14 protein-coding genes are annotated in these 12887 nt (G+C 37.6%); 11 read left to right on the plus strand and 3 right to left on the minus strand.

Translation table 11 applies throughout. The features are described from left to right. The first annotated feature begins 196 nt into the window (after positions 1–196). Positions 197–757 carry a hypothetical protein gene (locus tag SM124_RS06240; RefSeq protein ID WP_322445642.1) on the plus strand — a complete coding sequence of 187 codons (561 nt, stop codon included), beginning with the start codon at positions 197–199 and terminating at the stop codon, positions 755–757. A 248-nt stretch (positions 758–1005) separates the two neighbouring features. Here the strand turns inward: SM124_RS06240 and SM124_RS06245 are convergent, their stop codons facing one another. Further along, entirely contained in the window at positions 1006–1689 is a 684-nt protein-coding gene (locus SM124_RS06245) for a CPBP family intramembrane glutamic endopeptidase (protein ID WP_322445643.1), read from the minus strand. 73 nt (positions 1690–1762) lie between these two features. After that, a complete protein-coding gene (locus SM124_RS06250; RefSeq protein ID WP_322445644.1) occupies positions 1763–2446 on the minus strand; it encodes a 5'-methylthioadenosine/adenosylhomocysteine nucleosidase in 684 nt (227 codons plus the stop codon). A gap of 354 nt (positions 2447–2800) precedes the next feature. Between SM124_RS06250 and SM124_RS06255 the strand changes: the two genes are divergently transcribed. After that, on the plus strand, positions 2801–3388 hold the full coding sequence (locus SM124_RS06255) for a hypothetical protein (RefSeq protein ID WP_322445645.1): 588 nt from the start codon (positions 2801–2803) through the stop codon (positions 3386–3388). Positions 3389–3432: 44 nt separating this feature from the next. Here SM124_RS06255 and SM124_RS06260 read toward each other — a convergent pair whose 3' ends face one another. Then, positions 3433–4449: a bile acid:sodium symporter family protein gene (locus SM124_RS06260; RefSeq protein WP_322445646.1), complete on the minus strand. Its 1017-nt coding sequence runs from the start codon at positions 4447–4449 to the stop codon at positions 3433–3435. Positions 4450–4778: 329 nt separating this feature from the next. Here SM124_RS06260 and SM124_RS06265 point away from each other — a divergent pair, with 329 nt between their 5' ends. The 9 genes from SM124_RS06265 to SM124_RS06305 are packed head-to-tail and all read left to right on the plus strand — an operon-like array spanning position 4779 to position 12684. Continuing rightward, positions 4779–5615 carry an IclR family transcriptional regulator gene (locus SM124_RS06265; RefSeq protein WP_322445647.1) on the plus strand — a complete coding sequence of 279 codons (837 nt, stop codon included), beginning with the start codon at positions 4779–4781 and terminating at the stop codon, positions 5613–5615. After that, entirely contained in the window at positions 5602–6621 is a 1020-nt protein-coding gene (locus tag SM124_RS06270; RefSeq protein ID WP_322445648.1) for a DctP family TRAP transporter solute-binding subunit, read from the plus strand. The genes SM124_RS06265 and SM124_RS06270 overlap by 14 nt, the downstream gene beginning before the upstream one ends. 18 nt (positions 6622–6639) lie before the next feature. Next, the gene (locus SM124_RS06275; protein ID WP_322445649.1) at positions 6640–7116 is read left to right on the plus strand and encodes a TRAP transporter small permease; all 477 of its coding nucleotides are present in this window, start codon (positions 6640–6642) and stop codon (positions 7114–7116) included. A 5-nt stretch (positions 7117–7121) separates the two neighbouring features. Further along, positions 7122–8471, plus strand: coding sequence for a TRAP transporter large permease (locus SM124_RS06280; protein ID WP_322445935.1), 1350 nt, complete (start codon positions 7122–7124; stop codon positions 8469–8471). A gap of 9 nt (positions 8472–8480) precedes the next feature. Further along, a complete protein-coding gene (locus SM124_RS06285) occupies positions 8481–9248 on the plus strand; it encodes an SDR family NAD(P)-dependent oxidoreductase (RefSeq protein WP_322445650.1) in 768 nt (255 codons plus the stop codon). A 22-nt stretch (positions 9249–9270) separates the two neighbouring features. Continuing rightward, positions 9271–9747 (plus strand): PPC domain-containing DNA-binding protein, encoded by a 477-nt coding sequence (locus tag SM124_RS06290; RefSeq protein ID WP_322445651.1) that lies wholly within the window; start codon positions 9271–9273, stop codon positions 9745–9747. Then, positions 9747–11222: a class I adenylate-forming enzyme family protein gene (locus SM124_RS06295; RefSeq protein WP_322445652.1), complete on the plus strand. Its 1476-nt coding sequence runs from the start codon at positions 9747–9749 to the stop codon at positions 11220–11222. The genes SM124_RS06290 and SM124_RS06295 overlap by 1 nt, the downstream gene beginning before the upstream one ends. Next, positions 11219–12358: a thiolase C-terminal domain-containing protein gene (locus tag SM124_RS06300; RefSeq protein WP_322445653.1), complete on the plus strand. Its 1140-nt coding sequence runs from the start codon at positions 11219–11221 to the stop codon at positions 12356–12358. The genes SM124_RS06295 and SM124_RS06300 overlap by 4 nt, the downstream gene beginning before the upstream one ends. Further along, entirely contained in the window at positions 12358–12684 is a 327-nt protein-coding gene (locus SM124_RS06305; RefSeq protein WP_322445654.1) for a Zn-ribbon domain-containing OB-fold protein, read from the plus strand. Before SM124_RS06300 ends, SM124_RS06305 begins: the two co-directional genes overlap by 1 nt. Positions 12685–12887: the final 203 nt, after the last annotated feature.

Here is a 12887-nt window from a genome sequence, read left to right on the forward strand (position 1 = left end):
TGCCATCTTTTTTTTGGTAAAAGTAGACCGTACAAATTATTGGTTGAACGTACATTTATAAAGTAGCTTTAACCTAGTTCTAAACAAAGAAAAATTTGGTGTAAAAGGATTAACGTATATCATATTATCGTGTAGCTATATAGCTAACTATTGGAAGGTATGATAAGATTGAGAACAAGAAATGGAGGTGGATGATGTGGAAGTATTGTTAAAGAAAATATTAAGTGAGATCAAAGAGCTAAAAGAAAGTCAGCACGAAATGAAAGCTAGTCAGCAAGAAACCCAAAAAGAGATGCAAGAATTCAAGGTAAGCTTACAAGAAACCCAAAAAGAGATGCAAGAGTTCAAGGTAAGTCTACAAGAAACCCAAGTAGAAATGAAAGAAATGAAAGTTAGTCAGCAAGAAACCCAAAAAGAGATGCAAGAATTCAAGGTAAGCCTACAAGAAACCCAAAAAGAGATGCAAGAGTTCAAGGTAAGCCTACAAGAAACCCAAGTAGAAATGAAAGAAATGAGAGCTAGTCAGCAAGCAACAAAAATTGAAATGCAGGAATTCAAGGTCAGTCAGCTAGCAAGTCAAAGAGAAATGAAGGAGTTTAAAGCAATTCAACAAGAAATCTTAACTAGTATAAGACTAAATACTGAAAGCGTTGATAAGTTATCTGTTGAAATGAGAAGTGGATTTAAGCACGTTGAGAATAGGTTAGATCAGCATACTGAAATGTTTAAGATAGTTTCTAACGAATATTTGAACTAATGTTGAGTAGTTTACCCACCACTAGTTATTGCCTCATTGTATATTCCACATGTATATCTACATTTAAAACTCACTATTATAATACATTTTATTTTAAAAAGCCGACTCCCCGTGAAGTTGGCTTTTTCCATCTCTTTAAAAAAGTCCTTAAGAAAGAGTAGGGAACTTATGGGAGTCGACTCCGAATTACTTTTTTAATACTGCATAAGTGGATACGCAGTACCTTACACTTTGAATTGGTCTAAAAATTATCCTTGTGTTGTTTTAATAGAGTTGATACTTTTCTGAATCTCAACGCGAGAATTTTTAGCCCACAAAACAATAAGCACTATCACTATGAATCGAAAGGTAATGCCAATAATTCCTCCTTCTGGACCATATAAACCTCCCGAAAGCCATGTATGGTCCAACAGATTTAACTTGAAAATTCCATCTACTTCAAAACCACTTACTGGAAAACCTAAAATGGGTGCTTGTATATAATTCCATGCAAAATGTAGTGCCCAAGGGAACCAAATTTTCCGAGTGTAGACAAATGCAAGTCCATACATTACCCCACCAAGACCATTGCTAAATGCCGATAATATTGTTGCGTGGTCATTGTCAAAATGGACATATCCAAAATAGATAGATGTAATCAGGATTGCAATCCATGGTTTTTGAAACAGTTTTATTAAAATAGTCAATAAGATGCATCTGAACACTAACTCTTCGTACCCAGCAGATAAAAGGGTAATTCCAGTATAATAAGCAAAGCTTTTTAGTTTAAAATCCACACCAGTAATTTCAATTAATCCAAAGAAAAGACTAACTACCCATATTCCAATCATCGCAAGCGATGTAATAGTTAACCCAGCTAAGATGTCTTTTTTAAAATAATGATCTAGGGTAAATGGAATAGCTAGGGCTTTCCAAATCTGTACTGCTTTCATAAGAATCTCCTAACGAACTTAAAATTTATAAAAGCAACATCTAGATACAGATGTTTTCTTAGCTTCTTTCAATTTACATCATTCTGACCATTTCATTAACGATGAAAGCCGATTGGGAAGCGGCCAGTTTTTCAAAGTTTTCATAGGAAATAGAGGCTTCCTCATCTGCGTTATCAGATATACATCTTAAAATGACAAACGGCACTTGATTAATAAAAGATACGTGCCCAACCGAAGAACCTTCCATTTCTACACATGCAGGTGAATAATTTTGGATTAGATTCTCCTTTAAATGGCTTTCACTTACAAAACATTCCCCACTAATAATTCTTCCACAATGGTAGGTAAGCTTTAAGTCAGAAGATTCACATGCCTTTTTAGCCAATTCAATTAGGTTTTGATTGGCCAAAAACGACTCTTGAAAAGGAAAGAGATTTTTCATTTGAGCTTTCCTTACATCATGGTGTGTGACATCTGATGAAATGACCATATCGCAAACACTAATATCTTTACCTAAACTACCTGCAATCCCAGTGTTGATTATACAATCTACTTGAAACCGGTCAACCATGATTTGGGTACAAGCAGCTGAATTCACTTTTCCGACTCCGCAACGTGTAAGAACAATACTTTTCCCATGCAATGTACCAGTGTAGAAAGGGAATCCCGCAAAAAGAAATTCCTCAAAAACGTCCATTTGGTCAAGAATCAAATCTATTTCAATCTGCATAGCACCAATAATACCTATCTTGCTCATCTCTTAATCTCCCTCTCAATTTTTTATCGTATAGGAAATAATAAAATACTTCGCATTGTGGATAACTCTTTAACATTGAGTGTCCCCGTCCAGCTCCAGCGCCTAGCCCCTCGAGGTCAAATAACCTTCAACCCTAAAAGTCGAAAACCTGACTTTTAGGGTTGAAGAACATTTGCTTGTCGGGGCTGACCGAGGCGCTTGCGCTTTTGTTCTTATTAACATCATTCGACAATTAAATGGTAATTTCCTCTAAAGGATGGTTTAAATGGGAGCTTTTCATATGCTTATATATAGAAAAAACACCTAATTATGTTACAATGAGAAAAACTATTTTTGAGAAGGAGGAGAGTTTTAGTGAAACAGGTTCGACAGATTATATTAGCTATTGCAATGCTACTGTTAATAGTAGGATGTCAACAAGAGGCTCAGCGAGAACCAGAAGTACAAAAACCGAAAGCTGACCAGTCGGAAAAAGAGAAGACGGAAGAGATAGAAAAAGAAAACGTAGAAGAAGAAAAAGTAGAAGACGTAGCAGAAATAGAAGAAGTGGTTAAAGCAAGGGGAATTGAAAACTACCCTGTATCTCTTTACGATGAAACTACATTTGACCTAGATGGTGATGGGGAAGAAGAGCAGATTGAAATGTATGTAAATGCAGAGCAAGACGAAAAAGGAGAATTTGCTTGGGATGACGGCCATAATTGGTTATTTGTAGTAAAAGACGGAGACCAAACCTATCCGCTCTATGATGGCTGGGTCCAACTAGGTACACTAAAATTTTGGGTGATTGAGACCGATGAAACACCAATGGTCATATTATTAAAAACAGGTACAGCTGAATTTACCCTACAAACGTTTACATATAACAACGTAGAACAAGGATTTATTAAAGAGACTCAGTTTAACCCAGAATTTGTAAACTTTTTCTATCATTCTAAATAACATTTTAGAGCGTTGATCTAGGGAGGATCAGCGCTCAATTTATGTTAATTTATGCCTTTAATTATCTTATTAACAGCCCTCATATCACCCTTCATTTCAAGACTACTACTATTTTTTCTGGCAAAATAGTTAGCAAATAATGCTCCTAACGATAGGTTGAAAATCATGTTAACAATAGGTGCAATGGAAGCAAGGGGTCCTATAAATTCAAATGCAAGGATAGCAGCGAGAGCGGTGTTACATAAACCTACATGAAATAGAATGGCGCGTGCATCTTCTTTGGTCAATGAGAGCTTAAGTGCGATCACGTATGAAAGAATCATAGGAATAAGAACTTGAAAAAAAGTAACGACCGCAAGTAAGGGAATTACCTTAATCTCAGAGGAAATGGCCTCTCTACTATTTCCAACCAACATGTGAATAATGAGTAGTAATGTTAAGGAAGAGCCTAGTCTAGTGACGGATTTTGAGTACGTTACTAGAGTAGGTAGATATCGTTGAAATACTAATCCAATCGATAGAGGAACGAAAACAATGATAAAAAAAGACTTTAATAGACTAAAAAAAGAAATTTGAATTTGTAAGTTCGAGATTCCTAACATGGAAAGGGGAGTAACAATTGGGCTGATAAAAACATCGAGTAATGAAGCAGAGACCACTAAGGAAGTATTGCCACTAGCTAAAAATGTATATAAAGTAGCAGCCGTTGCACTTGGTACAACCCCAGAAAGAATCATACCTGCAGCAATATCTGGTTGATTTGAGAAGAAAAGCATGGCAAGGCCTATGGAAATAAACACCGTTACCGTCCATTTTAAGAAAGAGGCTATAAATAGTTCTTTCTTTTTTTTATGTATATTTTTGATTGAGCTAAGGTCCATAGAAAGTCCTGTGAAAAAAATAACAACCCCTAATAGGACACTCGGAACCCATGTGTATACCTTCCAATGATAGGGTGAAAAATAAGTGCTAATGCCAACGAAGAAAATAAGAAATGGTAATCTTTTAGAAATGAAGTGATTCAGAAAATCCAAAGATATCAGTCCTCTCTCAAGTCTCATTTAATGGAAACCATGTTAACAAAAATTCAATAAATACGCCACTAGATTTTAAACGGGTAATATTTTTGAAAAAAATTTTGAATGGAAATTAGTATTATTAATATAATTTTGGTCTGGTAGAAAATTGTCGGAATTGGGTGAATTAATCATATTAAACACATTCTAATATTGTTAAACCAGTACGAAAAGCTAAGCAAAAATCTATTTTATTCTATGAACCTACTTACCAACCATTGTTGACAAATTATTTTTCAACAAAAGTAAATTTAAAATTTTGATAATTTTAAAAATTAAAAAGATATTGACGATTTCGAAGTCAAAAAACTATAATGAAAAAAATGAAACCTGAGTTTCATTATTTGAAACCGAGAGGAGGGATTTACATCGAGCAAAATATTAAGACCGTTGAAAAGGCGTTCTTCTTGATTGAACAAATTGCCGATCAACCTAGAAGCTTCACAGAATTAATTGACCTCATGAGCAGCAACAAAGCGACTATTCATCGCTTTGTCACTACATTAGAAAACCTCGGATATATTGCTAAAAATCAACAGGAAAAATATCAACTCACACCCAAGTTTCACTCAATCGGTTCCAAGGCGGTTGAACAATTCAACTTAATTGAAATTGCCAAACCTTATTTAACTCAACTGGCTTTTGAAGTGAATGAAAGCGTATTAATTGCTGGTTACTCCAACAACACCGTCTATTACTTAGATAAAATTGAAAGCCCAGCTGCGCTCAGGATTGTTGTGGAGCCAGGAAAAACAGCTCCATTATACAGTGTGGCAAGTGGAAAATTGTACTTAGCTCATTTAAATGAAGAGGAAAGGGAAGAGTATTTTCTTACCCAGCCTCTGACCCCCATCACAGAAAGAACCATTACCAATCCAGAACATATGAAAAAGGAGCTTCAAGAAATTAGAGAAAAGGGATTTGCCGTTGATCATGAAGAATGGGAGGAATATCTTCGAGGAGTAGCCTTTCCTATCTATGATTATACAAATAAATTAGTATCTGCCCTTTGTATTGCTGGTGTATCTTATCGTTTTACGGAAGAGAAAGTGAGTTGCATTGTCTCAAAAGGAGCTAGAATTGCAGGAGAAATTTCAAGTTTACTAGGATACGTGAGAAGAGAAAGGGGACCTGTTTATGAGAAAAAGTAAAGTTTGGTTCGGTTTAGTTGTAAGCGTTATCATGATGTTGCTTGTTGCCGGATGTAGCAGTACTAGTAGTTCAGGTGGAGGTAGTAGTGATAAAAAAATGAATTTAAAAATGTCCGTAACAGTTGGGAATACCTCAACATGGTTTCTGGCAGCTGAGCAATTTGCTGAAGAAGTAGAGGAAAAAACAGATGGACGAATCACGATTAGTGTATTTCCAAATGAGCAGTTGTCAGGTGGAGACTCTGGTAAAGGGGTCGAACTTCTAGTAAAAGGAACAACCGACTTTAGTTATCATTCTACTATTATCTACTCGATTCTGAATGATAGATTAGGAGTGGTAAGTGCTCCGTTCTTATTTAAAGATTTAAATGATGTGGATGCAAAGATGAACGGTGAAGCTGGAGAAGAAGTGAAAAAGATTTTACGTGAAATTGGAGTCGAACCGTTAGGATTTGGTCAAAATGGATTCCGACAAGTAACAAACAGTAAAGTGGAAATCAAAGGTCCTGGTGACATTAAAGGCTTGAAGGTGAGAATTCCGGGAATCAAAATGTATACAGATTTATGGAAAGAATTTGGTGCAGATCCAACAACGATGACGTTCTCTGAAGTATTTACTTCACTTCAACAAGGGACGATTGACGGTCAGGAAAACCCAATTGATGTTATTCATTCTTCTAAGCTTAATGAGGTACAAGACTATATCACCATGTGGAACTACTCTTATGACCCTCTAATCTTAGGGATGAACAAGAAGAAGTTTGATTCTTTAAGCAAAGAAGATCAAGAAATCATCCAAACAGCTGCAGCGAATGCAAATAAATATCAAATCGAACTGGCACGTGAAAAAGAAGAAGAACAAATTGCTGAGCTAAAAGAAGCTGGTATGCAGTTCTACTATCCAACTGACGCAGAGATTGAGCAATTCAAACAGGTTTCTAAGCCAATCTATGAATCATATAAATCGGTTTGGGGAGAAGATTTGCTGAATGCCTTCCAAAAATAACTAACGAAGGTGATATCCATGTCAAAATTATTATCAATGGTAGAGAATACGTTACTCATTTTCAGTGCTTCAACAATGTGTGTAATTGCTATGGCTAACGTTTTTTCTAGATATTTTTTGGATCATTCTCTCGCTTTTACGGAAGAGATTACGATTAATTTGTTTGTACTGCTTACTTTTGTTGGAACGGCGGTCGGGGTGAAAAACAGTTCTCACCTCGGCTTCAGCCTCCTTTTTGATCAAGCAAAGCTACCTATTAAAAAATTACTTATCTTTTTAGTAGGGGCAATTGTTATTACCGTATTTACCATTTTTGCTTATTACGGAGTAAAGATGGTCCAATTCCAAATACTTACCAATCAAACCACTCCATCTCTAGGATGGAAACAATGGGTGTTTTCACTAGGATTTCCAATTGGGTGTATCTTGTGTGTCATCCGAGCGGTTGAATCCACTGTAAAAGAGTATAAAAATCTATTAGCAGAAAGTGAATGATGGAAATGGCAGCTTTAATCCTATTTGGTTTATTCTTTCTACTTTTATTACTAAGAGTGCCAATTGCAATTTCATTAGCCGCTTCCTCCATAATTACCATTGTTTCCACCTATGGTTTCTCATCCATGGAGTTAGTGGCAGACATTATGTATACGAGTGTCGCTAAATTCACCTTACTTTCCATTCCATTTTTTATAATAGCTGGCGTAATTATGGAATATGCAGGCATATCAAAGCGCTTAATCCATTTCGCTGATGTGTGCGTGGGCCATAAGAAGAGTGGAATCATTCTAGTAACCGTGTTAACAGCTATCTTTTTTGCTGCTATTTCTGGTTCTGGTCCTGCAACCGTTGCAGCGATAGGAGGCATTTTGATTCCTGCACTAGTGAAAAACGGATTTAAACAAGAATCAGCAGCAGCACTCCTATCAAGCTCAGGATCAATTGGAATTATTATTCCACCAAGTATTGCCTTAATCGTCTTTGGGGTTGTAGCTGGAGATGTTATTAACGTTTCGATTGGACGATTATTTATCGCTGGTATAGTCCCCGGCTTATTATTAGGAGTAGCTTTTATTTTAGCTGCCATGTATGTAAGAAAGAAGGATATTAAAGAAAGAAAAGATACTTTATCTAACATGCCCAATGCTGCTATTGAATTATCAGCTACACGGGAAAAAGCGAGTCCTAAAGAAATGTGGAAAGCCTTTTATGATGCCATTTGGGGATTATTAATTCCTTTTATCATTTTGGGCGGGATTTACGGTGGTGTCTTTACTCCAACAGAAGCAGCTGTTGTCGCTGTATTTTACGGGTTAATTATTGGGGTTTTTGTCTATAAGGAACTAAAAATCAAAGATATTAAGAAAATTATCATTGATTCTTCCGCACAAACAGCGGTTGTTATGTTCATAGTCAGTTCGGCTTCCGTGTTTGCCTACTTAATTACGACAGAGCAAATTGCTCAACAAATTTCCGATGGTTTACTCGGCTTTACATCAAATAAGTATGTCATATTACTACTAGTTAATATCATTCTATTAATTGCTGGTGCCTTTATGGATGCCATATCTGCTTACTACATCTTTATTCCGATCCTTTTACCAATCATGTTAGTCCTTGGAGTCGACCCAACGGTATTCGGATTATTTATGACGGTCAATCTAGCAATCGGGTTATTTACACCGCCAGTGGGAGTCAATTTGTATGTAGCATGTGGATTGGCGAATGTCTCTATTAATAAAATTTCACGTGCAATTATTCCATTCGTCGTTGCATCCATTGTCGTTTTATTATTAATTACTTACGTTCCGAGTATTTCAACATTTTTACCGAATCTACTAGGCGTTAAATAGGAGGAAATTATGAGACTAAAAGATCAAGTGGCTATTATCACAGGAGCATCAAGGGGAATTGGAGCAGGTTGCGCAAAAACTTTAGCTAGGGAAGGAGCTAATGTGGTGCTGGTTGACTTGCTATCAAGTGACGAAACAATAAAAGAGATTTTTGCCATTAATCCTGAAGTGAAAACGTTATCCTTTGAAGTAGATATTAGAGATGCAAAAGCGATTAAAAAACTAGTGGATGAAACATATGAAGAGTTTGGTCGAATAGATATTCTAGTCAACAATGCTGGAACCTGTTCAAGATTGGATTTGGAAGAAATGACTGAGGAAATGTGGGACCGTGATATGGACACGAACTTAAAAGCCACATTCTTTTTAACACAAGCATGTATTTATCCATATATGAAAGATCAACAATACGGAAGAATCGTTAATATTAGCTCGGTATCAGGTTTAGTAGGAGGGCTCGTGTCTGGATTCGAACCAGGTAGTATGAAAGGGCGTTCAGGCCCGGGGTACGCAGCATCAAAAGGCGGAGTGATTGCCTTTTCAAAATGGGTAGCGAAAGAAGTGGGCCCACTAGGAATTACTTGTAACAGTGTAGCTCCTGGAGCAGTCTTATCGGCTATTACTCAAGATGTGGCTTATAATCTCGATGGGCAAGCCGTTAAAAGAATGGGAACAGCCGAGGATATCGGAGAAGCGGTGTTATATCTCGCTTCAAAAGAAGCAAGCTATACAACAGGTCAGGTTCTTAAAGTTTGTGGAGGAGCAGCAATCGGATAACTACTATAAAGGTGGGAGAACAATGAGTCGAACTTCACAATCGGTTTTTGATAAGGAAAAAGGAATTCTAATGGGCTATTTAGGTCCAGGGGAAGACTTAATTAAGGGATTAAAAAAAGAACTTAAAAAAAATAACATTACGGCTGGAACGGTTTCATGTATAGGTTCCCTAGCTAAATTATCTATTGTTCAATTAGATTATGAAGATAACAAAATGGCTTACTCCAAACCGATTATTTGGGATGCCCCAGTCGAGCTTTTATCTGGAAATGGAATTGTTGGAGTGGATTCACAAGGTGAACTAGACATCCATTTCCACGGTGTATTTGTAGATCACAAGAAAAATATTTCCGGGGGCCATTTTTTAGAGGGTGATAATATTGTAGCCATTACACTTGAGTTCACTGTTATTGCTACAGATGCTATCCAACCAAGAAGAGAACTATATAAACCACTAGGCTTTCCGTTATTCAACTTTTACGAAAGTGAGGTTAACTAATGCAAACCATTGCTCACTTAGCAAATAAAGTGTTTAAGAGATATCCGACTAAAGTAGCTGTCATTGATGGAAATCGTCAATTTACGTATAGTGAGTTACAAGCAAGAGTGTATCGATTATATGCGGCTTTAAAAGCGGAGGGGCTTAAAAAAGGAGACCGAGTGGCTATTTTAATGTCAAACCGGATGGAACATATTGAGCTAGACCTTGCCGTAGCTATCGGTGGATTTATAAAAGTACCGGTTAACTATCGACTTCATCCAAAAGAAATTGAATATATTTTAGGGAACGCGGAAGCGAAAATCCTGATTGGTGATGAAGAGTTAATTGAAAACGTAGAAACAAATTGTAATCGAATATTTGTTGGGAAGGATTACGAGGAGTGGCTTTTAAGGCAGAATGCAGACGTTCCTGAGCTCTCAGTGGGGGAAGATGATCTATTTGCGATTATGTATACATCTGGGACGACTGGAAAACCAAAAGGTGTTATGCTTTCCCATCGTAACATGATTTCAAGTGCGTTATCACTAGCATTGGTTTGTGAAATTACTCCGGAAGATATTGTTGGGCATGTCGCACCACTCACACATGGTAGTAACTTTTTATCACATATTACATGGATGTTCGGGCTCACACAGGTGGTTTATAACAAATTTAGCCCAACGGAGTTTTTAGATGATATTGAACGAGATCAAGTTTCTGTTATTTTCATGGTACCAACGATGGTGAATTTAATGGTTCAAGACCAGAACTTCGATGCGAATAAACTGAGACATATTAAATCTATTAATATGGCAGGCTCGCCAATCGCAGCTAGTAAATTAAAGCAAGCAATTGAAAAAGCAGGTCCTAAGTTTATTGAAACATACGGACTAGTTGAAGCACCAATGACCATTACGATGATGCCTCGTAATGAGCTTGCTGGAAGACTAGAATCATGCGGAGCAACCGGACCGTTTGTAGAAATGAAGCTTGTAAACGATGCAGGGTTGGAAGTAAAGCAAGGGGAAGTGGGCGAAGTTATATGTAAAGGTCCTCTTGTCATGCAAGGATATTGGCGTAACCAAGAGGCAACGGAAGAAACTTTACGCAACGGTTGGCTCTATACAGGTGATTTAGGTTGGCTGGATGAGCATGGATACCTACATTTAGTAGACCGGAAGAAAGATGTCATTATTAGTGGTGGAATGAACATTTACCCTCGTGAGATTGAAGAAGTTCTGAATCTTCATGATGGAATTAAGGAAACCTCTGTAGTGGGTATGCCTCATGACAAATGGGGAGAAATGGTGATTGCATATTGTGTATTAAATGAAGGTTGTACCGTGGATGAGGAAGAGCTACTTGAGCTTTGTAAAAATCATCTAGCAAGCTTTAAAAAACCGAAAGAGATTCATATAGTAGAAGAATTACCGAAAAGCAGCTATGGAAAAATTCTAAAGAGAGAGCTGAAACAAGGGAGAGTGGCTCAATGACAAAGGTTAGTATTTCAGGTCTAGGAATGACCGCTTTCGGTAAGCATGAGGACCGTTCACTGAAAGCTTTGCTTATGGACGCATGTGTGGAGGCACTAAAGGAGGCTAACTTTCCAAAGATTGATGCTGTATATATTGGGAATTTTATGTCTGGATCACTGGGAAATCAAGAAATCCTCGGAGCCATTGTTGCGAATGATTTAGGGTTAGGACCTATTCCTACGGTAAAAGTAGAGGGAGCCTGTGCATCAGGTGGAATTGCTTTTCGTCAAGCTTATTTAAATGTACTAAATGGTGTGTATGAACATGTGCTTGTTGCAGGTGTAGAAAAGATGAAGCATGCGTCAACCGAAGAAACTACCCGGGCAATTAATGCGGCAATGGATAATGATTCAAATGAAAAAAATGCCGGACTAACATTTCCAGGATTTTTTGGGAACCTAGCGAATCGCTATTTTTACGAAACGGGGGCTTCTAAAAAGCACTTAGCGATGGTTGCATTGAAAAATAGAGAGTACGCATTAGGGAATCCTTTGGCACAATTTAAAAAGCCAACATCTATCGAGGAAATCATGTCCGCTCGTATGATCACAGAGCCTTTGGGGCTGTTTGACTGCTCACCAACAACGGACGGAGCAGCAGCAATCGTTTTATCCAAAGGGGAAAACGGCGTGGTTGTACGTTCCTCCGCTCAAGCATCCGGAACGACTCAAATGCAGGAATCAGTAGAGTTACTTAGCATCCCAGCCATTCGTGAATCAGCCAATAAAGCCTATGAACTAGCAGGATTAGGTCCGAATGACATTGATGTTGTAGAACTTCATGACTGCTTTTCTATGACAGAAGTGTTAGCGATTGAAGAATTAGGATTCTTTGATAAAGGTAGGGGTTGGGAAGCTGTTGAGCAAGGGTTAACAAAGCATGGGGGTAAAGTTCCAGTAAATACGAGTGGTGGCTTACTATCTAAGGGACATCCAATCGGAGCGACTGGCTTGGCTCAAATCTACCAAGTAGTCTCTCAATTAAGAGGCACTAGCTGTAACCAAGTTGACAATGCTCGAATTGGATTAGCACAAAACCTTGGCGGAACGGGAGCCTACTCAACCGTTCACATTTTCGAAAAGGTGGGGTCATAATGGCACATATTCCCGTTCATGAATGCGCACAATGTCAGAAAAAATACGTTCAACGAAAATGGGTTTGCTCCAATTGTAAAAGTACGGAGTTTCATTTAACAGAAGTTCCAGGAGAAGGGACCGTTTTCACACATACAACCATACATGTGTCCTCAAGTGAATTTGCCCATCTTGCTCCATATACTGTAGCGTTGGTGGAGCTTGCAGATGGGTTAAGAGTGACAGGAAGAGTGACTGGTAAAGTAGAAATCAATGATCAAGTTACGTGCGTGAGCAATGAGGAAAATTTATATGTGTTTGATAGAGTTGAAAAAGCTGCCGGATAGGGACTCCGGCAGTTTTTGTTTTAATTGTATTTGGTTGTGTGTCGCCCGCTTATTTGTGAAAATTAAAGCATTTATTGTGAAAAGAATAGGTTTATCCATGATAAATTTGTAGAGAAAGAGTCTTATTTATACGAAATAGGGTATCGGCGAAATAAATTCCTGGTACCTTAGCTATATTTATCCGCGGGAATTTTCATATATCC

It is taken from the genome of Robertmurraya mangrovi, from assembly GCF_034427655.1.
Lineage (GTDB): Bacteria > Bacillota > Bacilli > Bacillales > Cytobacillaceae > Robertmurraya_A > Robertmurraya_A mangrovi.

Coding starts and splice junctions, on each gene's coding strand:
- SM124_RS06245 (WP_322445643.1), bottom strand. CDS start 1,689: ATGAAAGCAGTACAGATTTGGAAAGCCCTAGCTATTCCATTTACCCTA.
- SM124_RS06250 (WP_322445644.1), bottom strand. CDS start 2,446: ATGAGCAAGATAGGTATTATTGGTGCTATGCAGATTGAAATAGATTTG.
- SM124_RS06260 (WP_322445646.1), bottom strand. CDS start 4,449: ATGAGACTTGAGAGAGGACTGATATCTTTGGATTTTCTGAATCACTTC.
- SM124_RS06265 (WP_322445647.1), top strand. CDS start 4,779: ATGAAAAAAATGAAACCTGAGTTTCATTATTTGAAACCGAGAGGAGGG.
- SM124_RS06270 (WP_322445648.1), top strand. CDS start 5,602: ATGAGAAAAAGTAAAGTTTGGTTCGGTTTAGTTGTAAGCGTTATCATG.
- SM124_RS06275 (WP_322445649.1), top strand. CDS start 6,640: ATGTCAAAATTATTATCAATGGTAGAGAATACGTTACTCATTTTCAGT.
- SM124_RS06280 (WP_322445935.1), top strand. CDS start 7,122: ATGGCAGCTTTAATCCTATTTGGTTTATTCTTTCTACTTTTATTACTA.
- SM124_RS06285 (WP_322445650.1), top strand. CDS start 8,481: ATGAGACTAAAAGATCAAGTGGCTATTATCACAGGAGCATCAAGGGGA.
- SM124_RS06290 (WP_322445651.1), top strand. CDS start 9,271: ATGAGTCGAACTTCACAATCGGTTTTTGATAAGGAAAAAGGAATTCTA.
- SM124_RS06295 (WP_322445652.1), top strand. CDS start 9,747: ATGCAAACCATTGCTCACTTAGCAAATAAAGTGTTTAAGAGATATCCG.
- SM124_RS06300 (WP_322445653.1), top strand. CDS start 11,219: ATGACAAAGGTTAGTATTTCAGGTCTAGGAATGACCGCTTTCGGTAAG.
- SM124_RS06305 (WP_322445654.1), top strand. CDS start 12,358: ATGGCACATATTCCCGTTCATGAATGCGCACAATGTCAGAAAAAATAC.